Source organism: Streptomyces sp. NPDC033216, assembly GCF_055577115.1.
Map to the genome: position 1 here is coordinate 111,328 of NZ_JBVIQK010000019.1, position 26,569 is coordinate 137,896.

Below are 26,569 nucleotides of genomic sequence, written 5' to 3' on the forward strand. Positions count from 1 at the left end.
TGGCAGTGCTGCAGGGCGGGCAGGAAGTTGCCCGCCGCTCCCGTCCGGCGGGAGTCAGGCGGAGGCGGCGGCGCGCTCGCGGGCCGCGCGGCGCTTGAGGGAGCGGCGCTCCTTCTCGGACAGCCCGCCCCACACGCCCGCGTCCTCGCCCCGCTCCAGCGCGCCCTCGAGGCAGCTCTCCATGAGCGGGCAGCGGCGGCAGACGGCCTTGGCCTCCTCGATCTGGAGGAGCGCCGGGCCGGTGTCCCCGATCGGGAAGAACAGCTCGGGGTCCTCATCGACGCAGGCCGGACGGGGCCGCTCGATCACGTCGGTGGAGACGGGCGCGTAGGCGTGGCTGCGTACGACGGCGACGGACACTCGCATCTTCATGTGGGCCTCCCAGAAGGTCCGTGTACGAGGCAGCCCCGGGGCGGTGTCCCCGGGGCTGCCTCATGGGTTGGCGGCGGGCTGAACTACCTGGCGTCGGCGATGCGGCAGCGGATCTGCTTGCCGACCGGAGAGGGCACGATGTCCCAGCCGGGCGCCAGCATGTCCAGCAAGCCCAGGCCGCGCCCGGACTCCGCGTTGTCGCTGTCCATCGCCACCGCGCTGCGGTGAGGCAGCAGATCGGCGGCGGGGTCGTGCACGTTCACCTGGACGCTGCGCCCGGTGACGTACACCTCTACGACCAGCGGCACGTGATCACCGCAGGCCCGCACGGCGTTGCCGAGCAGCTCCGAGACGAGCCACTCAGCGGTGTCGGCGGTCGCCTGGCCGGCCCCGTACGCCTTCAGCACGGACACGGTCAGACCGCGCACCGTGCTGAAGGCGACCTCGGAGGCCGTGATGTGGGCGACGAACCCGCGGTCGCGGTGCTGGACGTACAGGCCGGGGACGCATGCCGGAAGCTCCGGCCGCTGCGAACGGCGCTGGTCGTTCATGCGGGCCCGGCGCAACATGTCGTCCATGTCCGGGCTGCTGTCTCCCCGTGCACCGGGAGGCGCGGGAGATGTCATGATGGGACTCAAGGTTTTTCCTCTCACGGAGTGACCTGCTGAACGGCCCTGGGGCGGAATCCCGGGGCCGCTCGTTTTGGCTGGTCGTACGAGCAGCCACGGCCCCGGCCGCCCCTCGATGTGGGGCGGCCGGGGCCGTGGTCGTTCGTCTCGGCGTGCGGGTCAGACGGTTGACGTGCTCGGAGCCTTCCGCGCGTACTGCTTGCCCAGTTCGGCCTGGCGCCGGTCGTACGCCTCCTTGTCTCGCGGTGTCAGCGGGACCGCGGGGCCTTCCGTGGGGGCGGCGCCGGCGGGCACGGCACGGCGGTTCTTGTCGGCGTCTGCCACGCGGGGCAGCACGGCGTCCCAGTCGGCCACTCGCCTGGCCGGCGTGCGCTCCGCGCGAGCCCGCAGGGTCCGGTCGGTCTGCGGACTGAATGCCTTCGGCAGCACCGCGGTGGCCGTCCGGCTGGAGGCTTCCTTGATGGCGTCGGTCAGGGCCTGGCACCACTCGGGGATCGTCATGTCGAACTCGACACGGCGGTTGCTGCCCCGGCAGCGGACCGCATCAGCGACACCGGCCTCACCTTTGTGGTGCGGGACCAGCTTCTGCACCTTGTCCCGCATGCCTGTGATCGGGCACCAGGTCTTGCAGTACTCGCAGACCAGGACGGCCTTGAGCGGCTGCCGGAGGTCGATGTGCGACGGCGGGAGCTGGGAGAGCTTGATGGCGGGGAGGCTGCTGACCCGCTTCGTACGGGTCTGGGTCTTCCGCTGTTTGGCCTTGGGCATCGCGGACGTGATGGTCATGCGGAATCTCCTTGCGTGCGGAGGGGTTGGGCTGCGTCGCGGTGCTCTCTCCGCCCGCCAGGCGCACGGGAAGCCCGGCGTCCTGGAGGACGGACAGCGCATCAGCGCTGCGACGTACATGCAGGGAGTCGAGAACCCGGGAGTTTGGTGGTGCCACATCCCGGCCCCCTCTTGCGAGGCGGACGACTTACTGCGGTCTTGCTGGTAGGGGACCGACGTTCCGGCTCCCTCATCCGGCGCCGCCTGCGGGCGGTTCCAAGTGGGGGAGCCGGGCCTGTAAAGACCCGGCAGAACCTTACCGACTTACTTAGCTTGGTTGATACAGTGCAGCACGCAGCAAGACTGTGTCAACCAAGTTGGGGAAGCTATCTAGACTGATGAAGGAGCTCTACGATGTGGCTCATGACGGCCGAGGACTTGCAGCCCTACCAACGCATCACGCAGGACGTGAAAGACCAGGTCAGACTGGGTCGCCTGCAAGGCAACGACAAGTTGCCCAGCACCCGAGAGCTCGCCGACCACTATGGGGTCGCCCCCGGAACGGTGCAGCGCGCGCTCGCAGAGCTCCGCGCTGAGGGCGTCGTCTACTCCCACCAAGGGCGCGGATCCTTCATCCGTGAGTCGGCCATCGACGTCGTTGCCGACCCGACCGCCCAAGCGATCAAGCGCCTGGAGGAGCAGGTAGCTGAATTGACTGAGCGGCTGGAACGGCTTGAAGCCAGCAGTGACCCCAAGAGCTGACTGAGCGCCATGAAGAAGGGTGACCGGCATTGCTTCGGACACGGCTCTCACCGATCCCGCCTGCTGGAAGCCCCCAGCAGGGCTTTCCAAACCAGCCCTGTCAGGCCAGTGCTGGCTACGGCGATCACGATGTCGCGGATGACGACCAACAGCACCGATACGACCAAGCCGGCCGCCAGAATCGCAGCCACACGTATCACCACTGCGGCAGGCCTGCCGCGAGATCGGGGCCCTATAACCTGCCTCATGCAAGGGCAATTGTGCGTCGACGTCGCCTCTGTGAGCGCAAAGTTGATCTGTCGACCATGTGCATCAGCAACGGTGTGCGCAAGGTCGTGGACATGCCAGACTTGGGTCATCTCACCCTCCTGAGTGGCAGTTGAGAACGCGGGCTGGTGTAGTTGCCACTACAGGTGTAAGCGTGATCTTCCCCAGCTTCTACGGTGGGTTTGTATCCGTCGGACGGATACAGAGACTTGGATACATGGAGGGGGCCCGAAATGGGGCAGCGGCCCAATGTGCTGACGCCGGATCAGTCGCCCCAGCACCGTCTCGGCTACATGATCCGGGAGCTGCGCGAAGCGCGCGGCATGTCCATGCGGGACCTCGCTAAAGGGACGTTCGTTTCGCACTCCAAGGTGCAGCGATGGGAGAACGGCGAGCGGCCCCCGAAGGACCGGAGTGAAGTCGAGCTCATCGACCAGGCGCTTGGTGCTAGCGGGCTCCTGATCGAGCTGTGGCAGGAGATCGACCGGGGCGTCACCGGGACCGGACATGTATCCGATCCGGCGCTCCATGTATCCGATACATCGTCAGGCCTGGCCATGGCCCTGTCCCAGGCGGCAGCGTCGGACGGTGAGGGGATCTTCGTCCCTCGACGTCTTGACGATGGAACGGTGGTGCTCGTGGCACTCGATCGACGCGCGCTGTTGCGCGCCGGTGTGGGGATCGGCACGGCGGCGATGGCTGGTCTGCCCGCGCCAGCGGCCGCGGTGGTCAGTCCGGCCGACGATCCCTTCGGGTTTGCGAGAACTGCCTCCGAGGCTTGGTCCGGGCTCCGACTTTCCCGGCCAGTACCGGACTTCGGGGTCGACTGGCAGGCCTTGCTGCCGGGCGGCCGTTCCATGCTCGGCTCCCAGCTCTCCCTGCAGGTCCACCCCGCGCGCATCGAGGGGAAGCGGGTGGTCGTATCCATCCCCGATCAGCGACGTGTACAGGAGTTCCTGTCCCGGCCGCATCGCAGCCTGCTGGTCGGCGCGGTCAGCACTGAGGGCATCTCGAAGTTCTACGTCCTTGATGGGCGCGCGGCCCAGAAGAAGCTCGCACACAACGGCGGCATGTACGAGGTCGCCGCGCCCGCCGCGTACGAGCTGGACGATCTCACCTACGGCATCCTGTGGGCCGTCAGCAACTACGACGACGCACTCCAGGCCGATGACCAGTCTCTTTCTGAGACTCGCAGTGATCTCAAGGCCTATGAGCGGCTGTCCTCCTCCGCGGTCAGCCGGGAAGCCGCGCCCGGCCTGAACTCCGTGGCCCACATGTGGTTGGGCTCGGACTTCTGCGCCCGCCACATCCTGAAGGCCCTGCCAGAGTTCCCGGAGCTGCCCGCGTTCTGGACGCGGGAGCAACGCGGCGAGGAGGCCAGCGCCTGGCTGATCTTCGATCACAAGTACCCATACCTGCGGGAGACCACGAAGGCGCTCGGCAGCACCAGCACCCGGGCGTTCTGCATCCCAGAAGAGGTCGTCCGCTCGTCCCCGAGATACGAGCGGATTCTGCTGTTCCTGGCCGTGGCGCTGATGGAGTCGCTCGGGATCCACGCCCAGTTCACGTCCGATCCTGCCTACGAGGCGGTGGAAGGTTTCGTGGTCGCGCCCGATAAGGAAGCGATTATTGCGAACTGGGTCCGCGGGGACGGCATGTGGCACGTCGACGTGACCGCCCGGGCCTCGGTCGTCCGCGAGTTCACGATCGCGGCGCGCGACGTCGACGCTGACTCGCTCACTGCGGCACCGACAGCCGCCGGACGACTGCGTGCTCTGGCGCAGTACCTCGATCTGCCGTGGTCCTGGTTGATCCAGCGGTGCGGCCAGCTCTCCCGGCATGGATCGTCCGGGCTGATCCAGTCCCGCAGCCGGCTGGTCTCGGCAACTGGCGTCGACGCCGCATGCGCGTATGTGGCCTCACTTCCTGCCGATCACTGATCCCGCACCACTACCTGCCTGTTCATAAAGGAGAAAGAGGCCATGGCCGACAATGATCGGCGCGTCGCAGTGATCTCACTCGGCGGCACCATCGCGATGACCGCGCAGACCGATGGCGGCGCGACGCCGACGCTGTCGGCCGACGACCTCGTCGCCGCGGTACCGGGTCTCGCCGACACCGGCATCCACGTCCAGGTGCACGACTTCCGCCGTCTGCCCGGCGCATCGCTGGGTTTCTCAGATCTGATCGAGCTCACCGCGACGATCGAGACGCTCACGGTCGATGGCGTGGTCGTCACTCAGGGAACAGACACGATCGAGGAGACCGCGTACCTACTGGACGTCGTCACCACCGGCGACATGCCGATCGTGGTTACCGGCGCCATGCGCAACGCGAGCATGGCGGGAGCGGACGGCCCCGCGAACGTGCTGGCAGCGATCCGTACCGCAGCCAGCACCGAAGCGCGGGGCGCCGGCTGTGTGGTGGTGTTCGGAGAGGAGATCCACGCTGCCCGCTGGGTCCGCAAGACCCACGCCACCAGCCCCACCGCCTTCACCTCGTACCCGGGACCAATCGGCTACGTGGCAGAAGACCGCGTCCGGATCCTGGCCCGCCCCGACGCGACCCCGCCGATCAACCGCCCCAGCGCCGCCACCTCCATCCGCACCACCGTCTTCACCGTCGGAATCGGCGACGACGGGACGCTCCTGCAGGCACTTGGCGACCATGTCGACGGCCTGGTGGTCGCGGCATTCGGGGCCGGCCACGTCCCGATGGCCTGCGTGGACACCCTCACCGACCTCGCCAAGCGCATGCCCGTCATCCTGGCCACGCGCACCGGATCTGGCCCTGTCCTGCGGCAAACCTACGGCTTTCCCGGCTCCGAGTCGGACCTGCTCGCCCGCGGGCTGATCTCCGGCAACACGCTGGACCCGGTCAAGGCACGGATTCTGCTGCACCTGCTGCTGCTGTCCGGATCCGACAAGGACCAGATCACCCAAGTCTTCAGCTCCCTTTCGTAACCGCCCCAACAGCCCCGGGACTTCATCTTGCGTAGCTACGAGCTCACCACTGGCCGGACCTTCGGTGTGACCTTCGACCATGGCGACGACTTTTTTCCCACGCTCGCCGACTTCTGCCGCCAGAATGGCGTGAAGCACGGCTACATCCCCATGTTCATCGCCGGCTTCGCCGAAGCCGAGATCGTCGGCGCCTGCGAGAAGCTGGAGAACCCGGAGGCTCCTGTGTGGAGCAAGGTCCATCTGACCGGAGTAGAGGCGATGGGCTGCGGAACGCTCGCATACGACGCTGACACCGACGCGGTCCTGCCGCACATCCACACATCGCTGGGAGAGAAAGCTCGATCGGCCACCGGCCACACGAGCCACCTGCTCAGTGCCCAGGTGCAGTTCCTTGTGGAGATGCTCGTAGTCGAAGTCACCTCGCCCGTGATGACCCGGCCCAAGAACCCTGACCTCTACGACGTGCCTTTGCTGACCTTCGATGACCGGAGCAGGGCGTGACAACAGGGCGTGAAATACAGGGTCAGGTCTACGTGATCGGCTCGCAGGGCTCGGACATCGTCAAGATTGGCTACAGCAAGGCCCCGGCCAAACGGCTCTGGTTCCTCCAGGTTGGGTCGCCTGTCGAGTTGTCTCTCCTTGCCGTATTCGAGGGCGGCCAGAATTTGGAGAACGCGCTGCACCACCACTTCCGCGGCTGCCAGGTGCGTGGAGAGTGGTTCGATCTCGGCCACGACCCCGTGGAAGCCGTCCGTGCTGCGGTGGCGGTGGGATTGCCTGGCCTGCTCTCCGGGGCCGCGGCCAGGCCAGAGCATCGGGGTAATCGATGCCGTACCGCTCTGGACTCGCCCGAGTGGCGCTTGCACGGCCCCGACTGGGACGTCCGGTTCCCTGAATTGCCTCGTGGCCGTGCTGTGTCCCTCCTTGCGGTTCATGGAGTCCTGACTGCGCCACACGATGCTGTGGCTCATCCGCCTGAGGGATGTCCCGATCGACGCGCTGGCCATCCCGCGTATCTGTCGTCGCCTGAGTTCGTAGTACGCGATACAAGTTGGGAAGCCCAGTCCTTCGGTGATCGATTCCCCGAGATGCTTTCTTCGGGAAGGAGTTAATGGGTCTCCTCCTGGCTGGCCTCCCGTCTCGCAGGAAGCAGAAGAAGGTAGTTTCCCGCCTCACGGTATCCACGGGGGTCTTTGTGCAAATCCTCTTGGATTCCAGACCGCTTCCTGTTGGGATCATCGGCACTTGCCGTGCCTCAGCACAGTTGGTCCCCGTGAAGCGCGAATTCAGCAGGGAGGTAATGTCGTGATGGACCGTCAGCGGTTTGCCGGTACGACACGTGCACCCTGGGGAGGCACGGAGTTCGGCGGGAACGGTACAGTGGCCCGCAGCGTTGATCAAAAAGAAAAGTGGCCCCGTCGACCGGCCTTGGACAAGCCGGGAGGGGCCACGTGGCCGACGGACCTTGTAGTGGGGGTCCGAGAGCCTGCCGAGCACCCTTTTCGCGAGAAGGAAGGTGCCGACGTGATCAGGGTACCCGTACCCGTCACCCGACACACAGCACCCCGCCGTGGGGGCAGCAGCCATGCCGGTTGCTGGCTCTTCGACGGGGCGTTCGTGCTGTCCGCATACACCCCGGTCCGCCGCTCTATTGAGGGGGTCGGGATGACGTAGCTCTCGGGGGGGGGCGGCGCCTGCATCGCAGGACTTCTGACCGCCCCCGGGCGCGGTTCCCGGTGATTGCCGTCACCGCTACCAGCGCCCATCTGCTCTCCGTGAGGCTTGCCGGCCTCTTGGAGGAGCTGCCCGCCCCGGTGCCACCCGGCTGCGAGCGGTTCGATCTCGGTTCTCCCAGAACCCGAAGCTCTCCAAGGAGGGCTTCGTCCCACCTGCTTCTGTAGAAGGAGGGCATCGTCATTCTGCACGACTGCTTGGGCCTTCGCCAGCCCACACATGCCTGTTTCATCCATATTTGGGGCCCTATTGCGCCCCGACTTGAGGGATTTCACAGCCCGTTTTGCCCTGTGTGTCCTGCTCTGAAGCGGGAAGGGGCGCAGCTTGCCGCTGTCTCGTACGCAAGCAGCCGGGGCTACGCGCTATCGGGGACGTGCCGGCTTGAGGTGCACCGGTGAGCGCCGTGGTGGCGGAGGCCGGTGCCCTGTCGGAGTCCATCGACAACTCCGCCGGCGAGACCGCGCCGGTTCGTCGGCAGCGGGTTCGTGTGCCGATGCGTCTGGTTTGGTCGCCGTACTACCAGGACGTGGCGTTGTCGGTGTACGTGAAGGTGAAGGCGCTCGGGCTGCGGCCGGAGGGATGCCAGGCGAAGTCCGCGACGATCGCCTCGTATCTGGGGCTGTCGCCGGCGTCGGTGGAGCGGGGGATGACGCAGCTGCGCCGTCCGGGTCCGGACGGCGTGGTGGAGCTGTTCTCGGATCGTCGGACGCTGCCGGGCGGCACGGGCACGTCGGCGGTTCGGACGGTGCGGGCGATGACTCGTACGGAGGCGTTCGTGTGGCTGCCGGTGGCGGCCGCGGAGGATCTCACGCCCCGGCAGCTGCGTGCGTTCGCGTTGATCGCGTATGCGCAGGCGCGGGGGATCGCGCTGACGGAGGCGGAGCTGGCGGCCGGCCTGCGGCACCACTCGGGAAAGAGCGCGGGTCAGCCGATCTCGGTGACGGCGGCGTCGGCGGTGGTGGACGAGGTGGAGGCGGCGCGCTGGGTGACGGTGCAGCGGCGTGCGGGGGCGCAGGGACGCCACCGGTACATCGCACACGACATCGCTCCCGAGGCCCGTCCGGACGGTTACTGCGCGGCGGTCGCCGTGGCTGCTGAGACGGCTGTGACCAGTGGTTCTCAGGAGTCGGTCAGTTCCCAAGTTGGTGAGGGATCGGGTTCGCCGGTTGGTGAGGGATCCCTCGCGGATAGGGAATCACTTAGGACTGACTCACCTGATGACGAGGGCGCGTTCTTCTCATCCGCCGTAGGCGAGGTACCGGTAGTTGAGGCCGCTGGGGCGGTGGAAAACCCGGTTGGTGCTGCTGCGCGTACGGAATCTGGCGGTGGTCTCGCGCTTCGCGCGGGTGGAAACAGCCAGCCCTCTCCCTCGAAGCCGGAAGCCGAAAAGCGCAGCAGCAGGGGCGGAGGGTCGGCGCGGTTGTCGTACGACGAACCGCAGCTGGCGATGAGCCCGCAGATCTACGTCGTACTGGAGCCGGTGCACCTGCTGCTAAAGCGGGTGAACAGCGATTTCGTCGTCCGGCAGATCGCCCGTGAGGTGGGCCGCCAGCTACGTGAGGGCACCGACGCCGAACGCCTGCATCACCGGCTCACCGCCCGGTTCGCCAAGGTGATGCTCTCGGAGATCCGCGACCCGGGCCGGTGGCTGCTCGGGGTGGCCTTGCCGCGCTGGGGCTGCGGTTTCCAGGACTGCGAGGCCGGTGTCCTGTGGTCGACCGGCAAGGACTGCGGGGTGTGTGCCGAGATCGTCCAGGACAAGGCCGCCGCCCGCAGGCGTGCCCAGCGCATCGAGCAGGGCCCGTGCCCCGAGCACGGCACCCGGCCCGGCCCGGGCGGCCGCTGCGTCGACTGCGTGCTGGACGACGCGACCCGCCACCCGGCGTCGGCCCCGGTCCCGGCACAGCGCGAGCCGGAGGGTCCGCCGCGCGGTTCCTGCCGGGACTGCGGCGCCCGGATCGTCGTGGTCGGCCGCGCCCTCGAGGACGGCCTGTGCAAGCTCTGCCGCGAGGAAGCCGCCGCGCTGGCCGCTGCCTCCGCACCCGCGGCCGCGCCCCGCCAGGTGGGCCACGCGACGGCTGAGCAGCAAACCTGCTCGGGCCGGGACGGAACCGTGCCGTGCGGGCGGAAGCCCCTGCCGTCCCGCGGCGTCTGTGGCATTCACCGCGTCCAGGAGCTGGCCGGGGAGGTCGCGTGATGACCGATACCCCGCAGCTCAGTGGCATCGACCTGGCTCGCGTCGCACTGCGCGCCGCCAAGGTGGCGGCGCAGAAGAACGGCGGCGGCCGTACGGCGCAGCCGAAGCCGTCGCCCAGCACAGCGCACAGCCGCCGGAGGAAGGGCAGTGGGACGGCGGGCGGATCACGGACACCTACGACGACTTTGCATCCCGCTATGCGTTCGCGTTCTGGCGGCTCGCCGCCCAGGGCGTCACAGTCCTCGGTACCCCGCGGGAACCCGGCGAGGACAGCTCCCGGAGCCGGCTTGGGGCAAAGCCGGCGGGCCCCGACGTTCGCGTCATCCGCCTCGCCAACCAGGTGCCCGCGCAGCGTTCGGCGGAGGGCGGCGAGACGAGCCGGGCCTACCACCACCGATGGACGGTCCGGATGCACAACGTCCGACAGTGGTACCCCAGCGCTCAGGAGCACCGCCTTATCTGGCGCGGTCCCTACATCAAAGGCCCGAACCGAGGCGCCCTTCATGTTGGGCGAGAAGGCGTACTCCGTGGGCTGATGGCACCCGGCCATGCAGAGAACGAAATAGCCGCTGCCTCCGGCCAAGACCGTCCGGCAGACGGGCCGAGTCCGCGGCGGGTGCCGTGGCCAGCAAGCCCGGCCCCGTACTTCTTCGTGTACGGGACCGGGCGATGCTGCGCCTGCCGGGAATCTACTGGCTGTGACGCTCCAGGTAGATGGACGTGAACACGGCGACTTTGGCGCGCAGGGCCCACGGGTCGAAGGGCTTGCTGATGTAGTCGACGGCGCCGGCCGCGTATCCGCGGGCGGAGTGTTCAGATTCTGTGCCCATCGCAGTCAGGAAGATGATGGGGACGTCCTGGGTCCTTGGGCGGCGTTTGATGTGAGCGCAGGTCTCATAGCCGTCCATTTCCGGCATCTGCACGTCCATGATGATGACGGCGAAGTCGTCGTGGTCGAGCAGGGCTTTGAGGGCTTCCCTGCCGGAGGAGACGGTGACGAGTTCTTGCTCGAGCGTCGCCAGAACTGCGGTCATCGCCAGCAGGTTGTCCGGCTGATCATCGACGATGAGGATCTTGGGCATGTCCTGCGGCCCTGTCGGCAGCGCAGCCGCTGTGGCCTGCTCGACGGCGTCCAGCTGGCGTTCGAGCAGATCGCAGCGGCCCTCCGCCGCAGCACGCTGAGCCTGTGCCTCCTGGAGGGCTGCTCCGAGGCGCTCGACTTCCAGCTGGAGCGCGTTGCGTTCCTGGATGAGGCCGGAGACATCCGGATGGGCCTGTGCGAGCGCGTCCGCCCGCTTCTGCTCCGCAATGCGGTCGGCTTCCAGCTGGTTGAGCCGCGTCTCCAGGTCGGCGATGCGCTGTGTCCGGTCCAGCAGGGCATCGCCCAGGACGTCGCCGCGGACGCTGGACCGCCGGGAGACATGGTCGGCGTCGGCCAGCTGCTGCTCCAGGATCTCGACAGCGTGTTTGGGGGACGAGGCGGCGTCCACGGCCGACCCGTACAGGCTCCGTACCAACTCGATGGCCTCGGTGGTGACTGCGGTCCCACGATGCTCGGCAACATCGGTGAAGAGATCGCTGATTACCTGCCACGGAGGTAACCGGGTGCCGTTCAGGTAGCGCGAGACCGTGCCCGGATCGAGTCTGCGCCGGGCCGCATACCGGCGGACGGACAGATGAAGGCTCTCGAAAAGCTCGCGCAACGCCTGGGCCAGAGCCCGGGAAGCATCGTTGAGGTCGTCTCCCAGAGGTCGCAGCTCACCCATTGCTCTCCTCCTCGATCCTGCTGGCGCCGACGGTGTTTGGTGGCTGGACGGTGCTGTCCTCGGTGGCGATGAGGTGGTTGAAGAAGGGCACGGCCAGTCCTGTGGCGGCAAGGCCCGCGAGCAGGCTGCGCGCGACACCTTCCCCGGCGAGGGCCGTCAGCCCGCTTGCCGCCCCGCCGGCGAGCAGGGCGAGCAGAAATATCAGGGCTGACCTCGGTGACAGCAGAGGACGGTCCACCGTGCTCTCCATTCATCCAACCCGCCGCAGTGTGACGGGACTTGTTCTCCATCCGGCCGATTGCGGATGGAGAAACCAGGATGAATGAAGCCAGAGGTGTTGCAGTCCACGATCCGAAAGCGGGGCAGTACGGACTCCCCAGTTGCGTAGGCGTTGCCGCCGTTCGCGGCGCACTCCTGGCCGGTCAAGAGCTGGTAGCCAGCTCTGTTGCCGAAGCGTTGCTCTGCAACGCTTCCGATCTTTAGCAACGCCCGGAGGACACCGAGGCGTGCACCTGCTGCAATTGACCCGCTCGGAGATCTTGATCAGCGGTCAACGGTCAATGACGAACCCGTCCAGACCTCGCCGCGCACCCGTCCGTCGCACCCACGCGGCGGCTGGACCCGAGCATCGCGGAAGAAGTCGAGCGACAGGCCCGCGCAATGCGTGAGCTCAGCGGACGCGCCATTCCCGCCCGGAGGAGTTCTCGGACGACCAGCCGACTCCGATTGAGCAGTCCCGCGTTCAGCGCACTGCGGAGCCGAAGCGGCCCACGCGGCTGCCGTGCTCCGATCCCGAGTTGAGCGTGCCCAGCGATCGGGTGGCCCGGTCGGCGCTCAGCCGCTACCGTGCCGGTGTCTCCGGGGCTGAAATGTCGGCGGCTCGGGTCAGATAGTCGAGTGCGGTGGCCAGGCGGAGCCGGCCCTCCTCCGAATCCTGGCCGATCCAGTTGGCCGCGTCGAGGTTGGCCGCGGCGTAGCCGATGGATGACCGTCCGCTTCGCTATCTGGGACCAGGTCACCGGCGCCGCCGGCCGGCCGCGGCCTGAGCCCAGGGGGGCACCCGGCCCCACCACACCTCGACACACCGTCAGACACCCGCAACAACGTGACAGCGCCCACCAGAGAGCCCGAAGCTCACGATCTTTGCTACTGGTGACAGAAAGGCTGCCTAATGAGTATTTGTGACAAGTAGCGTGCCTCGCTGGTGACAATCCAGCCGCTTCGACCGGTCTCATTCACCGGCTCAACCCGCTCTTCCGGTGACAGCTACCGCTTCGCGCGGAGTTGCCGTGGGTTGTTGGGGACCATCCCCGCGCGTGCGGGGAGCAGAGCGCCGGCTTCCATGTCTTGTCGTCGAACGTGGGACCATCCCCGCGCGTGCGGGGAGCAGGTGGGCGATGGCGAGGTCACGCTCGCGGCGCAGGGACCATCCCCGCGCGTGCGGGGAGCAGGCGCACGGCACGGTCGTCAGCGCCGACGCGGAGGGACCATCCCCGCGCATGCGGGGAGCAGACCCCGCCGCCGTACCAGCGCGCGGCCCCCGGGACCATCCCCGCGCGTGAGGGGAGCAGGGTTGCTGTCAACCGGGGCCCCCGCGCTGCTGGGGACCATCCCCGCGCGTGCGGGGAGCAGACCTGCTCCCGGTAGAGGTCAGTGTGCCGGTCGGGACCATCCCCGCGCGTGCGGGGAGCAGGAGTGGTCCCACTGGAAGTACAGGCCGGAGTAGGGACCATCCCCGCGCGTGCGGGGAGCAGTCGGCCAGCCGTCGATGGCGCATCATCACGTGGGGACCATCCCCGCGCGTGCGGGGAGCAGTCGAAGCCGACGTCGCCCTCGCCGTCGATGTCGGGACCATCCCCGCGCGTGCGGGGAGCAGACTGAATCACCTGCACGTTTCTCCCAAGCGAGGCTCGTTTCTCGGCACTTTCACCGACTCCGGCATCACGTGCGGGGAGCAGTGGCTGGCCGTACTCCGGTGGCCACCGGAGTGGGACCATACCGCGCATGCGGGAGCAGCTGTCGGGTGCAATCGATCAGCATATGCCTAGAACCAGCGCGGCAAGTCGCTGTTCCATCATGAACTCGATGATCACCTCCACTTTCTGGAATCAAGTCTTGTGGGCAGCGTCTTGCGTGTAGGCATATTGCATGATGAGTGGGGGGACGTCCTTTTCCGGCCTGCTGTCGCGGCTTCGGTCGCCGGCGCGGGCGGTGTGGGCAAAGCATGATCGTGGCAGTGATGGCTGGCTGCCGTTGTGGCGGCATATTGAGGACAGTGCTGCTGTCGCCGGCCTGTTGTGGGACGAGTGGCTGCCCGCTGGTGTGCGGAGGTTGATCGCTGCCGCGTTGCCGGGTGGTGAGGTGGACGGGCGCAGGCTCGTGGTGTGGCTGGCGGGTGTGCATGACATCGGTAAGGCGACGCCAGCTTTTGCCTGTCAGGTCGACGATCTTGCTGACGTGATGCGGCAGCAGGGCTTGGAGATGCGCTCTCGTTCGGCGATGGGAGCGGATCGGCGGCTGGCTCCGCATGGACTGGCCGGTCAGGTGCTGCTCGGTGAGTGGCTGGGGGAGCGGTACGGCTGGGGGACCAAGCAGTGCGGGCAGTTCACGATTGCTGTCGGTGGCCATCATGGGATGCCGCCGGAGAGCGGCCAGGTCAAGGCGTTGTATGACCGTGAGGAGTTGTTGCGTACTCCGGGCCGCAGCGCTGATGCGTGGCAGCGGGTGCAGACGGAGTTACTGGATGCGTGTGCTGAAGAGTTCGGCGTCCGGGAAAGGCTCTCGTCGTGGGGGTCGGTTATGTTGCCGCAGCCGGTGCAGGTGCTGCTGAGTGCGGTGGTCATCGTGGCCGACTGGATCGCCAGTAACCCGGAGCTTTTCCCCTACTTCCCCGAGGGCGCTGACCGTACGGGTGCGGAACGGCTGGCGGCGGCGTGGCGGGGGCTGGATCTGCCGGCGCCGTGGCGGGCGGAGGAACCGGTCGGGGATGCGCAGGAGTTGTTGGCGTCCCGGTTCGGGCTTCCGGCGGGGGCGAAGGTGCGTCCGGTTCAGGAAGCGGCTGTGGAGTTGGCGCGTGAGATGGATGTGCCGGGACTGATGGTCATTGAGGCTCCGATGGGGGAGGGGAAGACTGAGGCCGCGCTCGCGGTGGCGGAGATTTTCGCTGGGCGTTCGGGTGCGGGCGGGGTGTTTTTTGCGTTGCCGACGATGGCGACGGGCAATGCGATGTGGCCGCGGTTGCTGAAGTGGCTGAAGCGGCTGCCGGGCGACGGTGAGTCTCGGCGTTCCGTGCATCTGGCGCATTCGAAGGCTGCTCTGAACGAGGACTTTGCCGGCCTGCTGGCTGAGAGTGCGCGAGTCGCGGCTGTCGATATGGATGCTGAGGTTCCGGTGGTTCGGGCGGGGGAGGAACGGCGGGTTGCGGCGGGTGAGCTGGTGGCGCATTCGTGGCTGCGGGGCCGTAAGAAGGCGATGTTGGCGTCGTTCGTGGCCGGCACCGTGGACCAGCTGCTGTTTGCCGGGCTGAAGAGCCGGCACCTGGCGCTGCGTCATCTGGCGGTGGCGGGCAAGGTGGTCGTGATCGATGAGGCGCACGCCTACGACGCGTACATGAGCGTCTATCTGGACCGGGTGCTGGCCTGGCTGGGTGCCTACCGTGTTCCGGTCGTCGTCTTGTCCGCGACGCTGCCTGCCGTGCGCCGCCGGGAGATGTTCGCGGCGTACGCGGGGGTCGCCGTCCCGGAGGCTGAGGTGGTGCAGGGGAACGGGGTGTATCCGTTACTGACGGCGGTGGCGCCGGGCGGTGTGCCGGTGGTGCGGTGCCCGCAGGCGTCGGCCCGGGCCGGGGATGTCCGGGTGGAGCGGCTGTCCGACGGCCTGGACGTCCTCGCGGGTCGGTTGGGGGAGGAGCTGGCGGACGGAGGATGCGCTCTTGTCGTCCGCAACACGGTCAGGCGCGTGTTGGAGACCGCGCGGGTGCTGAGAGACCGGTTCGGCGACGACGCTGTGACGGTGGCGCACTCGTGTTTCGTCGATGTCGACCGGGCCGCCAAGGACAGTGATCTTCTCTGGCGGTTCGGTCCGCCCGGTGAAGCGAGTGACAGGCCCGCCGGGCGGCACATCGTGGTGGCCAGTCAGGTGGCCGAGCAGTCCCTGGACGTCGACTTCGACCTGCTGGTCAGTGACTTGTGCCCGGTGGACCTGCTGCTCCAGCGGATGGGCCGCCTGCACCGCCACCAGCGCGGTGAGAACCAAGACGATCGGCCCAGGCGGCTGCGGCAGGCGCAGTGCCTGGTGACTGGCGTGGACTGGGATCCGCAGGTGCCGGTTCCGGTGCGGGGGTCGGTTGCGGTGTACGGCGCGTACGCACTGCTGCGGTCGGCAGCCGTGCTCCTGCCCCACCTCGACGGCGGGCCGAAGCGCCCGGTGCGGCTGCCTGCGGACATCAGTCCCCTGGTACAGGGCGCCTACTCGGACGCCCCAGTAGGGCCGCCGATTTGGAAGGAGGCGCTGGAGGTGGCTCGGACGCGGTTCGACCGATTCCGGGCCGACCAGGCCGAGCGGGCAGCGGTGTTCCGGCTCGGCAAGGTCGGGCAGCCGGGTCGGCCACTGATCGGCTGGGTGGCGGCCGGGGTGGGAGATGCGGACGACACCCGGACCGGGCGGGCGCAGGTCCGCGACAGCCGGGAAAGCCTGGAGGTCGTCGTCGTACAGCGGCGCTCCGACGGCAGCCTGGCCACGCTGCCGTGGCTGGGCGTGGACAAGAAGGGCCGGCAGCGCGGAGGGCTCGACCTCCCGCAGGACCAGACGCCTACGCCGTTCGCGGCACGCACGGCGGCGAGCTGCGGACTGCGGCTGCCGATGCAGTTCTCCTACGCCGAGACCCTGGACCGTGCGATTGCCGAGCTGGAGCAGCTGTATGTGCCGGCGTGGCAGGGCAAGGACAGTCCGTGGCTGTCTGACCAGCTAATCCTTGCGCTTGATGAGGATTGTCAGACCCGGCTGGCAGGATTCTCGCTCCACTACAGCCCCGCCGACGGCCTGGAGGTGACCCGTGACTGATTCCACTGGGAGCAGCGCGCCCCGTATTCCGTTATTCGATCTGACCGACCAGCCGTGGATCGGGGTCCTCAGACGGGACGGTGGCCAGGCGGAGTTGTCGCTGCGTCAGGTGTTCGCCCAGGCCGGCGACGTGCGGCGCATCGTGGGAAATCTGCCCACGCAGGAGTTCGCCCTGCTGCGGCTGCTCCTGGCCATCGCCCATGACGTTCTGGACGGCCCTGAGGACATCGACGATTGGGGCGAGCTGTGGGCCGACCCTGAGTGTTTCGCCGGTGTCGTGGCGTATTTGGACGCCCACCGTGAGCGGTTCGATCTCTTCCACCCGCTCACGCCGTTCTTTCAGACGGCTGGGCTGCGGACGGCGAAGGACGAGGTGTTCTCTCTCGCCCGGATCGTGGCTGATGTCCCCAACGGGGAGCCCTTCTTCACGGCCCGGATGCCCACTGTGGAGCGGCTCACCTTCGCCGAGGCGGCCCGCTGGGTCGTGCACGCCCACGCCTACGACACTTCAGGGATCAAGTCCGGTGTGGTCGGTGACGACCGGGTGAAAGGCGGCAAGGTGTATCCGCTGGGCACCGGCTGGGCCGGAGCCCTGGGCGGTGTGATCGCCGAGGGTGACACGCTGCGGGAGACGCTACTGCTGAACTTGGTGGCCGCCGACACCGAGACACTGGAGTGGACGTCGGATGACCGGCCGGCTTGGCGCCGCGAGCCGAGTCCGCCCGGTGGCGGCGAACGCACCCCCACCGGTGTGCGGGACCTGTACACCTGGCAGACGCGCCGGCTGCGCCTCCATCACGACGGGGAGGGCGTTACCGGCGTCGTCCTGGGCTACGGTGACCCGCTGGCCTCCCGGAACATGCACCGGCGCGAGCCAATGACCGGGTGGCGGCGCAGCCTGACGCAGGAGAAGAAGCTGCGTCAGTCGCCGATCTACCTTCCCCGTGAGCATGACCCGGCACGGTCCGCCTGGCGGGGTGTCGCCTCGCTCATCGCCGACCGTTGCGAGGGGGTGCGGGGTGGGGAGGCCGCCTCGTATCTGCCGCCTGGTGTGCTGGAGTGGGTGGCCCGGCTGGTCACCGAGGGCGAGCTACCGCGGAACTTTCTGATCAGGGCCCGGGTCGTCGGCGCCCGGTATGGCACGCAGCAGTCGGTGATCGATGAGGTCGTCGATGACCACGTTGCGATGCCGGTGGTGCTGCTGCACCGGCAGGACCGCGTCTGTGCACGGCAGGCGATAAGGGCGGCTGAGGATGCCGACCTGGCCGTGCGGGCACTGGGTGACCTTGCCACCGACCTGGCGCGGGCAGCCGGTGCCGAAGGGGACGGGCCGCGGTCGGCAGCCAGAGACCTGGGTTTCGCCGAGCTGGAGAACCCCTACCGGACATGGCTGCTCGCCCTCGCGGACGCCGAGGACCCGTTCGAGGAGCGCCGTGCCTGGCAGCGTGAGGTGCACCGCATGATCAGCCGGATCGGTGACCGCCTCATTCCCCAGGCGGGCGACGCCGCCTGGCAGGGCCGCACCGTTGCGGGCAAGAAGGGCGCGCAGTGGCTGAATGCGGGCTCGGCAGACAAGTGGTTCCGTGTGCGGCTGTCCAAAGCGCTCGGTGACCCCCACGGAAGCGATCAGCAGCCTGGCGACGTCCCTGCCGGAACCGGCCCGCTCCCGCCGGCCGACCCGGTCCCGGCCGACTTCTTTGTGACCGACTCGGAGGTGCCCGCATGACCCACGTCTCCGCCTCGACGGCCATCCGCGCGAGAGTCGGCGATCTTGCTGCGGCACAAATCACCGCGTGGCAGGAGGGATACCTGAAGGACCGTCCCCGGGACGTCGCCGCCCTTGCCCGGCTGCGCCGCGGTGCCGGTCGTGAGCCTGGTGTGCTTGCGGATCTGTGGAGCCTGGTCGACACCGGCCCCCTCCACATCCGCCTGGAGGGCGAGCGGCCGCTGGGGGAGACGCAGTTGGTACGTGCGGAGAACGCGCTGCACGCGGCCCTCACCCTGTGGGCGCTGCACCAGCAGTCCCGCGGTGTGCGCATGCACCGTCCGCATACCCCGCAGCGGCCGGCCGGGCTGGGGGCAGCCGTGCGGCGCCTGATGCCGGCGAACGACATCGACGAACCAGTGCGCAAACGGCTGGTACGCGCCGGCATCGCCCCCGACCTGACCAGCCTGTCCCAGCGGCTGCGCGACCTGGTCGTGCTGCTGCGCCGCCAGGACATTGCGCTCGATTACGGCCTGCTCGCCGGGCAGCTCTACGCGTGGCAGGCGCCCGGCGGCGCCGACATGGTCCGCCGCGAATGGGGCCGCTCCTTCCACTCCTGGGAGCCGCCGGCCGCGCAGCCCGGCAACGGCAGCACCGATGATCTTGCCCGCACTCCCGACAGCGACAAGGACGCCTCGTGACCCGCATCTTCTTGGACGTGCACGCTCTACAGACGGTCCCGCCCAGCAATATCAACCGTGATGACACGGGCGCGCCGAAAACGGCCCTGTACGGGGGTGTACCGCGGGCCCGGGTCTCCAGTCAGGCGTGGAAGCGGGCGACGCGTACCTACTTTGACGACGAGCACCTGCTGGAGCCCAGCGAACTCGGCGTGCGCACCAAGAAGGTCGTGGAGGTGCTCGCCGAACGGATCACCGCCCTTAATCCGTCCCTCGGCGGGGAGGCGGCGCTCACGCTTGCTGACGAGATGGTGAAGGCAGCCGGCCTGAAGACCGAGGTGCCCAAGCGAAAGGCCGACGCGGCGAAGGAAGCGGGCGGTGTGGCGGCGCCCGAGGCCAAGTACCTGGTCTTCCTCAGCGCCCGCCAGCTCGAGGGCCTGGCGCGCCTCGCCATCGACGGCGCCGCTGACATCGCGGCGTTCTTGAAGGAGAAGAAGAACAAGGAGCAGGTCAAAGCGATCGCGGACAGCCGGCACTCCGTCGACATCGCCCTGTTCGGCCGGATGGTCGCTGACGCCGCCGACTACAACGTGGACGCGGCCGTGCAGGTCGCACACGCCATCAGCGTGCACCGGGTGGAGAACGAGTCGGACTACTACACCGCTGTCGACGACCAGAACACCGACGAGGAGACCGGCGCCGGCATGATCGGCACCATCGACTTCAACTCGGCCACCCTGTACCGGTATGCCGCTCTCGGCGTGCATCAGCTCGCCGCCAACCTCGGTCAGGGTCTGCGTGAGGAGGAGCCGCGCACCGAGCCGGTGCGCCGCGCGGTCGAGGCGTTCGTGCACAGCTTCGTCGCCTCGCTGCCCACCGGGAAGATCAACACGTTCGGGCACCACACCCTGCCCGACGCCGTGATCGTCAAGCTGCGCACCACCCGGCCGATCAGCTTCGTCGCCGCCTTCGAAGACCCTGTCCGTGGCGACCAGGGCGGCCACGTCCGTGAAGCCTGCGACCGGCTCGCCGCCTACATCCCCGACATCGAACGCGCCTACGGCGACGCTGACTCCACCCTCACCTGGGTGCTGCGCATCGGCCCCAACACCCTCAAGCTCGCAGGCGTCGGCACCGAAGTCGGCGCCCTGGGCGACCTCGTCACCGCCGTCGGCCAGGCGGTCACGGAACGGCTGGACAAGCCGGCATGAGCAGTGTGCTCGTCCTGCGTCTGGCCGGACCCATGCAGTCCTGGGGTGCCTCGTCCCGCTTCACCCGCCGCACCACCGAGTCCGCGCCCACCAAGAGCGGTGTCATTGGACTCCTCGCTGGCGCCGCGGGCATCGAACGCGGTGACGACGCGCGCTTGGCCCCGCTGGCCGCATTGCGGTTCGGCGTGCGCATTGACCAGCCCGGCACACGGCTACGGGACTTCCAGACCGCGCAACACGGCGTCACCGGCAAGTCGATGCCGCTGTCGGAACGGTTCTACCTCGCGGACGCCGTCTTCGTCGCCGCGCTCGAGGGCGACCACGCCCTGCTCGCCGACCTGGATGCCGCAGTGCGGGCACCGGTGTATCCGCCGTTTCTGGGCCGGCGTTCCTGCCCGCCGGCCGCACCGCTCGAACTGGGCCTCCACCACAACGCCCGGCTGGAGACCGTGCTGGCGAGCGTGCCGTGGCAGGCGTCTGCCTGGTACCGCAGACAGCTGCGCAACCAGCGCGCGGACGGACTGAGCGTGCTGCGGGAGGCGGCAGCCGACGAGCGCAGTGCCGCCGACGCCCTGCGCGACCAGCCGCTCAGCTTCTCCGCCGCGCACCGCCGACACGCCCTTCGCACCGTCATCACCACCACGGTGCCCGTCCCACAGCAGCAGGCTGCGGCGGCGAGTGCGGTGCGCCACGACCCCTTCGATGCTCTGGAGGATGAGAACAGCTGATGTTCCTCTCCCGCTTCCGCGTCAACACCGCGCGGCCCGGCGCCCGCCGCCTGCTGTCGTCGCCGCAGGCCATGCACGCGGCGGTCAAGTCCTCGTTCCCCGGCCTGCTGCCCAGCGACACACCCAGCCCGGATGCGCCGCGGGTGCTGTGGCGCCTGGACCACCAGGCACGTGCCGAGGTGCTCCTCTACATCGTCAGCCCCGACCGCCCCGACCTGACCCATCTGGTCGAGCAGGCCGGCTGGCCGGCCGTGGCCAGCGCGCAGGAACCCGGCTGGCAGACCAGACTTTACGGCCCGCTCCTGGACAAGCTGGCCGCAGGCGACCGCTGGGCCTTCAGACTGACCGCCAACCCCGTTCACACGATCCGCCGCACCGACAACGAACCCCGCAAGATCACCGCTCACCTCACACCGGTCCACCAGATGGGATGGCTGCTGCAACGCCAGGAAGCCTGCGGCTTCCGCATCATGGAAAAGTCCCCCGACCAGCGGCTGCTGCCCAGCGGTACCACCCACCAGGGCAAACACGAGCATCACGGCGACCGCTACGAACTGTCCGTCGGCCAACAGCAAAACCTCGCCTTCGACAAGTCCCGCAACGAAGGCAGCAACCGGCGGGGAAAGCCCGTCAACTTGGTCACCGTCACCTTCGACGGCCGGCTCGAAGTCACCGACCCGCACTCCCTGCGCCGCACCCTCAGCCACGGCATCGGCCGCGCGAAAGCCTACGGCTGCGGCCTCATCACCCTCGCACCACTCACCCCTGCCCCACAGCAGGCGCCATGACCACGGTCTCCCAGCGCACAACCCTGACCCCACGGCAGCTCACCCGCACCGCCGAGCGCATCTCCTTCATCTATCTCGAACGGTGCACCGTCCACCGGGACGCCAACGCCATCACGGCACAGGACGCAGAGGGCACCACGCACATCCCCTCGGCGACCATCGGCACCCTGCTCCTCGGTCCCGGAACACGCGTCACCCAACAGGCGATGAGTGTCCTGGCAGAGACAGGCGCGGCCGTCTGCTGGGTCGGCGAACACGGCGTGCGCTTCTACGCAGCAGGCCGCGCGCTCAGCCGCTCGTCCGCCCTGATGGAGGCGCAGGCCCGGCAGTGGGCCAACACACGCAGCCGGCTTGCAGTCGCCCGAGCGATGTACCGCATGCGCTTTCCCGACGAGGACCCCGCCGGCCTGACCCGTCACGAACTCCTCGGCCGCGAAGGACGCCGCGTCAAAGACTGCTACCGGGCACACGCCGCCCGTACCGGCATCCTGTGGCGCGGCCGCCAATACATTCCCGGCGACTTCACCGGCGGCGACCCGGTCAACCAGGCCATCACCGCAGCCGCCCAGTGCATGTACGGAATAGCCCACGCCGTCGTCACCTCACTGGGATGCAGCCCAGCCCTCGGCTTCGTGCACTCCGGCCACGAACTCTCCTTCGTCCTCGACATCGCCGACCTCTACAAGACCGAGATCGGCATCCCACTGGCATTCGACATCGCGGCCCAGGACGCGGAAGACATCGGCGCCCGGACACGCCGCGCCCTGCGGGACCGCATCAACGAGACCAGCCTGCTCAACCGCTGCGTCGACGACATCAAGCGCCTACTTCTGCGAGAAGAGGACGGCTCCTTTGACCCAGGCAGTGATCAGGATTTAGTCACGCTCCAGAGCGACGGCGGCCGCCAAGTTCCTTCCGGTCTCAACCACGATGACGACAGGCACGGCTACGAGCGGGTGAGCTGGTGACCGTCATCGTCCTCACCAACTGCCCTGTAGGACTGCGTGGCTTCCTGACACGCTGGTTACTGGAAATTTCGGCAGGCGTGTTCATCGGCAACCCGTCAGCCCGGATCCGCGACGCCCTCTGGGACGAAGTCCGCCAGTACGCCGGCCAGGGACGAGCACTGCTGGCCCACACCACCAACAACGAACAGGGCTTCACCTTCCGCACCCACGATCACGCATGGCGCCCCATCGACCACGAAGGCGTCACACTCATCCACCGCCCCGCCCCGAAACCATCCACGGACACCAGCCTCACAACGCCTGCCCCCGCCGGATGGAGCAAGGCTGCGAAGCGCCGGCGCTTCGGAAGAGATCGATGAACCTCAAGGGCGGTTTGGGAGAATTGCCGGTTTCCGTGAAAGTACTCCAAAACCCGCCGGGTCTGACGTAAAACCCCTGGTGGCGCAGTCTGCTCCCCGCGCCCGCGGGGATGGTCCCGATCGGGACCAACGCCTCCACCACCGGAATCACTGCTCCCCGCGCCCGCGGGGATGGTCCCCGTGTGGGGCGTCCAATCGGCGGGCTCCACTTCTGCTCCCCGCGCCCGCGGGGATGGTCCCTCGGCAGCCTCGGCACTGGTCGCCCTGTGCTGCTGCTCCCCGCGCCCGCGGGGATGGTCCCTCGGCCGGGACCGCAGGGTCGACGGACGAGTCCTGCTCCCCGCGCCCGCGGGGATGGTCCCACGCGATTCGAACGCGCCGCCGCCGCAGGCGACTGCTCCCCGCGCCCGCGGGGATGGTCCCGCATCAGCGCTGCGGGGTGGTACTCGCTGCAGCTGCTCCCCGCGCCCGCGGGGATGGTCCCCGACTCCGCGGCGGCCTCGTCGCCGCCGGCGTCTGCTCCCCGCGCCCGCGGGGATGGTCCCGAGACCGGGCGGCCACCCACGGGGGTGACCGCCTGCTCCCCGCGCCCGCGGGGATGGTCCCAAAGGCTCCGTCTCCAAGGCGGTTGCCGCGCTCTGCTCCCCGCGCCCGCGGGGATGGTCCCAGCTCGCCTTCGCCTGCTGACCGCCTGGTCACCTGCTCCCCGCGCCCGCGGGGATGGTCCCGTTCCTGACTGCCGGTGTTGACGGCGTCGGGGCTGCTCCCCGCGCCCGCGGGGATGGTCCCGTCTACCTCGGTCTCCCGTATCGCGTCACAAGCTGCTCCCCGCGCCCGCGGGGATGGTCCCCGAATCGGCCTATGCCGCTGTCCGCGTAGTAGCTGCTCCCCGCGCCCGCGGGGATGGTCCCCAGTCGTGCTGTTCGGCGAGCTGGTGGGCGTACTGCTCCCCGCGCCCGCGGGGATGGTCCCAGTACATGCGCATCATTTCCCAGACCGCGTGTCTGCTCCCCGCGCCCGCGGGGATGGTCCCGAGCCCGCCCTGCTCCGCAAGGTCGGGGAAGACTGCTCCCCGCGCCCGCGGGGATGGTCCCGGCATGAGGACCTCGTCGCCGGTCTCGGTGTCCTGCTCCCCGCGCCCGCGGGGATGGTCCCGCGCCACTGCCGTTCGTCGTGGACCGCTCCGGCTGCTCCCCGCGCCCGCGGGGATGGTCCCGACAGCCGCCGCGACTCGGTACGGAGGAGGTCCTGCTCCCCGCGCCCGCGGGGATGGTCCCGCGATCGTGGTGCCTGCCCTGCGGGTCCTGACCTGCTCCCCGCGCCCGCGGGGATGGTCCCGAGGGGAAGCTCCGCGGCGGCGGGTGGCCCTCCTGCTCCCCGCGCCCGCGGGGATGGTCCCCAGGACGGCGACGCCGAGCGCCTCCGCAACAGCTGCTCCCCGCGCCCGCGGGGATGGTCCCGGCCAGGATGACGATCGTCGCGGCGGCCTTGCCTGCTCCCCGCGCCCGCGGGGATGGTCCCCCGGAATGGGGTCCGTAACCGACCAGTCGTCGCTGCTCCCCGCGCCCGCGGGGATGGTCCCCAGTACGGGCAGTTGGCGCAGTTCTTGTGCGTCTGCTCCCCGCGCCCGCGGGGATGGTCCCCTTCCGGCAAATCGGTGCCAGGATCACCACCACTGCTCCCCGCGCCCGCGGGGATGGTCCCGACCCGTTGGCGTAGGGGATGACCGACCCCGCCTGCTCCCCGCGCCCGCGGGGATGGTCCCGGCTCGACGCACGGCGGCGGCCTGGTGTTCCCCTGCTCCCCGCGCCCGCGGGGATGGTCCCTGCCGCCGGTCTGGTCGCAGGATCTGGAGACCCTGCTCCCCGCGCCCGCGGGGATGGTCCCACGGCTCTGGTCTGCGCGTGCGGGGAGAAGCGCTGCTCCCCGCGCCCGCGGGGATGGTCCCACGGCTTCAAGCTGGACACGCCCAAGGGCGGCCTGCTCCCCGCGCCCGCGGGGATGGTCCCGCGGCCGAGATGACGCCGCGCCCGACGCCATACTGGGGGTGTGACCGAGATACGGGTCAAAGGGGCAACGGGATGATCTTGAAGCCCTGAGCGCCATCGGCCGTCACCCATTCGGCTCAGTGTCGTTGGTGGTGATGTTGAGCGTCGTCTGGGGCCTGGGGTGGGTTGTGACATCGATCGAACGGACCGCGTATCCACGGTTCAAGCGGCTGATCACCGCGCATGAGCTGCATCTGTTCTTCTCGCCGACTCGCGATGAGCTTTAGTGGGCGGCTGATGCCACAGACTGCGATGAGCATCTGCTGGCCCTGTTGGTGATGTTGAAGTCGTACCGGCGCATGGGGTGTTTCCCGGCGCTGGAGGACGTCCCGGTGATGGTGGTGGACTTCGTGCGGCGGGCGGTGGAGCTGCCGGAGGGCACGCTGCCGGTGTACCGGGCGGAGAGGACGGCGAAGCATCACCGTGGCCTGGTCCGTAAGCGGGTCGGCGTGACGTACGACCAGGCCAGGGCCCGGGGGATCGTCGAGCAGTCGATCCGCAAGGAGGCCGCGGCGAAGAACCGCCCGGCGGATCTGATCAACATCGCGCTGGAGAAGGTAGTGGAGGCGGGGCTGGAGCTGCCTGGGTTCTCCACCTTCGACAAGATGGCCTCGAAGATCCGCACCGAGGTGAACGTCTCGATCCGCACGGGCATCCACGACCGCATGAGCACCGCTCAGCGGGCAGGGCTCATGCGGCTGCTGGAGGAGCGCGACAGCGACGGGACGACGCTGTTCAACCGGCTGAAGAAGCCCGCCAAGGGCCCGACCTGGTCGCACTTCAAGAACCTGACCAAGCGTCTGGAATGGCTGGACGGTCTTGGCGACAGCGATGTGTGGATGGATGGAGTCGCCGCGGGGAAGATCACCGACTTTGCCGGGGAGGCGGACGCGGCGGATGCCTCGGAGCTGCGGGACTTCGTCCCCGTCAAGCGCATCGCGCTGGTCGCGGCCCTGACGCACAAGGCGCGGATGCGGGTACGGGACGACCTCGCGACGATGTTCTGCAAGCGCGTGGCGACGAAGATCAAGAAGGCCAAGGCGGAGCTGGAGGAGATCCGGCTCGCCGAGCGGGAGATCGTCGAGGCCCTGATCGGGAACTACCGCACGGTGCTCAAGTACATCGATGCGGGCGGTCCGGCCCAGGAGGCGCTCACGAAGGCTGCGGCCATGACCGCCGAGGTCCGCCAGGCGCTGGAGGGCCTGGACGAGGATGCGTCGGTGGACGAGGTCGCCACAAGGCTGGAGGGCAGGGTCTCCCCGGCCGTCCTTGCTCTGGTGCATGCCCAGGTGGTGCAGGCCGGCGGGCTCGGCGCCATCAGGCGGGCGGTGGAGGGTTTCGGCGGGTTCGCGGGGCAGTACGAGCAGATCGAGAAGGTCTCCGCCCACCACGGCAACTTCTGGGAAGTGCTGCTGTACGGGCAGATCGGCCGGGACCGGGCGGTGATGTTCGACCTGGCCGGCGCAGAGAACCTGGTGTTCACCGCGACCAGCGAGGACAACCGGGTGCTGGACGCGCTGGCACACGCCCAGCGTCACCAGGCGGCCCGCGGCGAGTACATCACCG

Annotated in this window: 20 protein-coding genes, 1 pseudogene and 2 CRISPR repeat arrays; of the genes and pseudogenes, 15 read left to right on the top strand and 6 right to left on the bottom strand. The window is 68.7% G+C overall.

Annotated features, from left to right (window positions below; all coding sequences use genetic code 11):
* Positions 1-54: 54 nt before the first annotated feature.
* From ACZ5Y0_RS28285 to ACZ5Y0_RS28295, 3 genes are all read right to left on the bottom strand, one after another.
* Positions 55-366 (bottom strand): WhiB family transcriptional regulator, encoded by a 312-nt coding sequence (locus ACZ5Y0_RS28285; RefSeq protein WP_469131541.1) that lies wholly within the window; start codon positions 364-366, stop codon positions 55-57.
* Between the two features lie 89 nt (positions 367-455).
* A complete protein-coding gene (locus tag ACZ5Y0_RS28290; RefSeq protein ID WP_469131512.1) occupies positions 456-950 on the bottom strand; it encodes an ATP-binding protein in 495 nt (164 codons plus the stop codon).
* Positions 951-1,160: 210 nt separating this feature from the next.
* Positions 1,161-1,787, bottom strand: coding sequence for a hypothetical protein (locus ACZ5Y0_RS28295; protein WP_469131513.1), 627 nt, complete (start codon positions 1,785-1,787; stop codon positions 1,161-1,163).
* Positions 1,788-2,189: 402 nt separating this feature from the next.
* On the opposite strand from ACZ5Y0_RS28295, the gene ACZ5Y0_RS28300 reads away from it, so the two are divergent.
* Entirely contained in the window at positions 2,190-2,528 is a 339-nt protein-coding gene (locus ACZ5Y0_RS28300) for a GntR family transcriptional regulator (RefSeq protein WP_469131514.1), read from the top strand.
* 47 nt (positions 2,529-2,575) lie between these two features.
* Here ACZ5Y0_RS28300 and ACZ5Y0_RS28305 read toward each other — a convergent pair whose 3' ends face one another.
* Positions 2,576-2,719, bottom strand: a complete 144-nt coding sequence (locus ACZ5Y0_RS28305; RefSeq protein WP_469131515.1) for a hypothetical protein — start codon at positions 2,717-2,719, stop codon at positions 2,576-2,578.
* Between the two features lie 309 nt (positions 2,720-3,028).
* Here ACZ5Y0_RS28305 and ACZ5Y0_RS28310 point away from each other — a divergent pair, with 309 nt between their 5' ends.
* From ACZ5Y0_RS28310 to ACZ5Y0_RS28330, 5 genes are all read left to right on the top strand, one after another.
* Positions 3,029-4,735 (top strand): helix-turn-helix domain-containing protein, encoded by a 1,707-nt coding sequence (locus ACZ5Y0_RS28310; protein ID WP_469131516.1) that lies wholly within the window; start codon positions 3,029-3,031, stop codon positions 4,733-4,735.
* Positions 4,736-4,777: 42 nt separating this feature from the next.
* A complete protein-coding gene (locus ACZ5Y0_RS28315) occupies positions 4,778-5,758 on the top strand; it encodes an asparaginase (protein ID WP_469131517.1) in 981 nt (326 codons plus the stop codon).
* A 27-nt stretch (positions 5,759-5,785) separates the two neighbouring features.
* Positions 5,786-6,259, top strand: a complete 474-nt coding sequence (locus ACZ5Y0_RS28320) for a PPC domain-containing DNA-binding protein (protein ID WP_469131518.1) — start codon at positions 5,786-5,788, stop codon at positions 6,257-6,259.
* A 32-nt stretch (positions 6,260-6,291) separates the two neighbouring features.
* Positions 6,292-6,870, top strand: coding sequence for a GIY-YIG nuclease family protein (locus ACZ5Y0_RS28325; protein ID WP_469131542.1), 579 nt, complete (start codon positions 6,292-6,294; stop codon positions 6,868-6,870).
* Between the two features lie 1,016 nt (positions 6,871-7,886).
* Entirely contained in the window at positions 7,887-9,689 is a 1,803-nt protein-coding gene (locus ACZ5Y0_RS28330) for a hypothetical protein (protein WP_469131519.1), read from the top strand.
* 689 nt (positions 9,690-10,378) lie between these two features.
* Here ACZ5Y0_RS28330 and ACZ5Y0_RS28335 read toward each other — a convergent pair.
* Together ACZ5Y0_RS28335 and ACZ5Y0_RS28340 are read right to left on the bottom strand one after the other, a co-directional pair.
* Complete coding sequence (locus tag ACZ5Y0_RS28335; protein ID WP_469131520.1) at positions 10,379-11,455, bottom strand: response regulator; 1,077 nt, start codon at positions 11,453-11,455, stop codon at positions 10,379-10,381.
* A complete protein-coding gene (locus ACZ5Y0_RS28340) occupies positions 11,448-11,693 on the bottom strand; it encodes a hypothetical protein (protein WP_469131521.1) in 246 nt (81 codons plus the stop codon). The genes ACZ5Y0_RS28335 and ACZ5Y0_RS28340 overlap by 8 nt, the downstream gene beginning before the upstream one ends.
* Positions 11,694-12,755: 1,062 nt before the next feature.
* A CRISPR array of direct repeats spans positions 12,756-13,331; the repeat unit is 29 nt; unit sequence GGGACCATCCCCGCGCGTGCGGGGAGCAG.
* Between the two features lie 272 nt (positions 13,332-13,603).
* On the opposite strand from ACZ5Y0_RS28340, the gene cas3 reads away from it, so the two are divergent.
* From cas3 to ACZ5Y0_RS28385, 9 genes and pseudogenes are all read left to right on the top strand, one after another.
* Entirely contained in the window at positions 13,604-16,516 is a 2,913-nt protein-coding gene (gene cas3 / locus ACZ5Y0_RS28345; protein WP_469131522.1) for a CRISPR-associated helicase Cas3', read from the top strand.
* A complete protein-coding gene (casA, locus tag ACZ5Y0_RS28350) occupies positions 16,509-18,242 on the top strand; it encodes a type I-E CRISPR-associated protein Cse1/CasA (protein ID WP_469131523.1) in 1,734 nt (577 codons plus the stop codon). Before cas3 ends, casA begins: the two co-directional genes overlap by 8 nt.
* Positions 18,239-18,922, top strand: coding sequence for a type I-E CRISPR-associated protein Cse2/CasB (gene casB, locus ACZ5Y0_RS28355; protein WP_469131524.1), 684 nt, complete (start codon positions 18,239-18,241; stop codon positions 18,920-18,922). Before casA ends, casB begins: the two co-directional genes overlap by 4 nt.
* A complete protein-coding gene (gene cas7e / locus ACZ5Y0_RS28360) occupies positions 18,919-20,112 on the top strand; it encodes a type I-E CRISPR-associated protein Cas7/Cse4/CasC (protein ID WP_469131525.1) in 1,194 nt (397 codons plus the stop codon). The genes casB and cas7e overlap by 4 nt, the downstream gene beginning before the upstream one ends.
* The gene (gene cas5e / locus ACZ5Y0_RS28365; RefSeq protein ID WP_469131526.1) at positions 20,109-20,840 is read left to right on the top strand and encodes a type I-E CRISPR-associated protein Cas5/CasD; all 732 of its coding nucleotides are present in this window, start codon (positions 20,109-20,111) and stop codon (positions 20,838-20,840) included. The genes cas7e and cas5e overlap by 4 nt, the downstream gene beginning before the upstream one ends.
* On the top strand, positions 20,840-21,628 hold the full coding sequence (cas6e, locus tag ACZ5Y0_RS28370) for a type I-E CRISPR-associated protein Cas6/Cse3/CasE (protein WP_469131527.1): 789 nt from the start codon (positions 20,840-20,842) through the stop codon (positions 21,626-21,628). The genes cas5e and cas6e overlap by 1 nt, the downstream gene beginning before the upstream one ends.
* On the top strand, positions 21,625-22,596 hold the full coding sequence (gene cas1e, locus ACZ5Y0_RS28375) for a type I-E CRISPR-associated endonuclease Cas1e (protein WP_469131528.1): 972 nt from the start codon (positions 21,625-21,627) through the stop codon (positions 22,594-22,596). Before cas6e ends, cas1e begins: the two co-directional genes overlap by 4 nt.
* Positions 22,593-22,955 (top strand): type I-E CRISPR-associated endoribonuclease Cas2e, encoded by a 363-nt coding sequence (gene cas2e, locus ACZ5Y0_RS28380; RefSeq protein WP_469131529.1) that lies wholly within the window; start codon positions 22,593-22,595, stop codon positions 22,953-22,955. Before cas1e ends, cas2e begins: the two co-directional genes overlap by 4 nt.
* A gap of 89 nt (positions 22,956-23,044) precedes the next feature.
* Positions 23,045-24,964: direct repeats of the CRISPR family, unit length 29 nt; unit sequence CTGCTCCCCGCGCCCGCGGGGATGGTCCC.
* Positions 24,965-25,266: 302 nt separating this feature from the next.
* Positions 25,267-25,608: pseudogene (locus ACZ5Y0_RS28385) on the top strand (DUF4158 domain-containing protein); the annotation flags it as partial.
* Positions 25,609-26,569 lie beyond the last annotated feature (961 nt).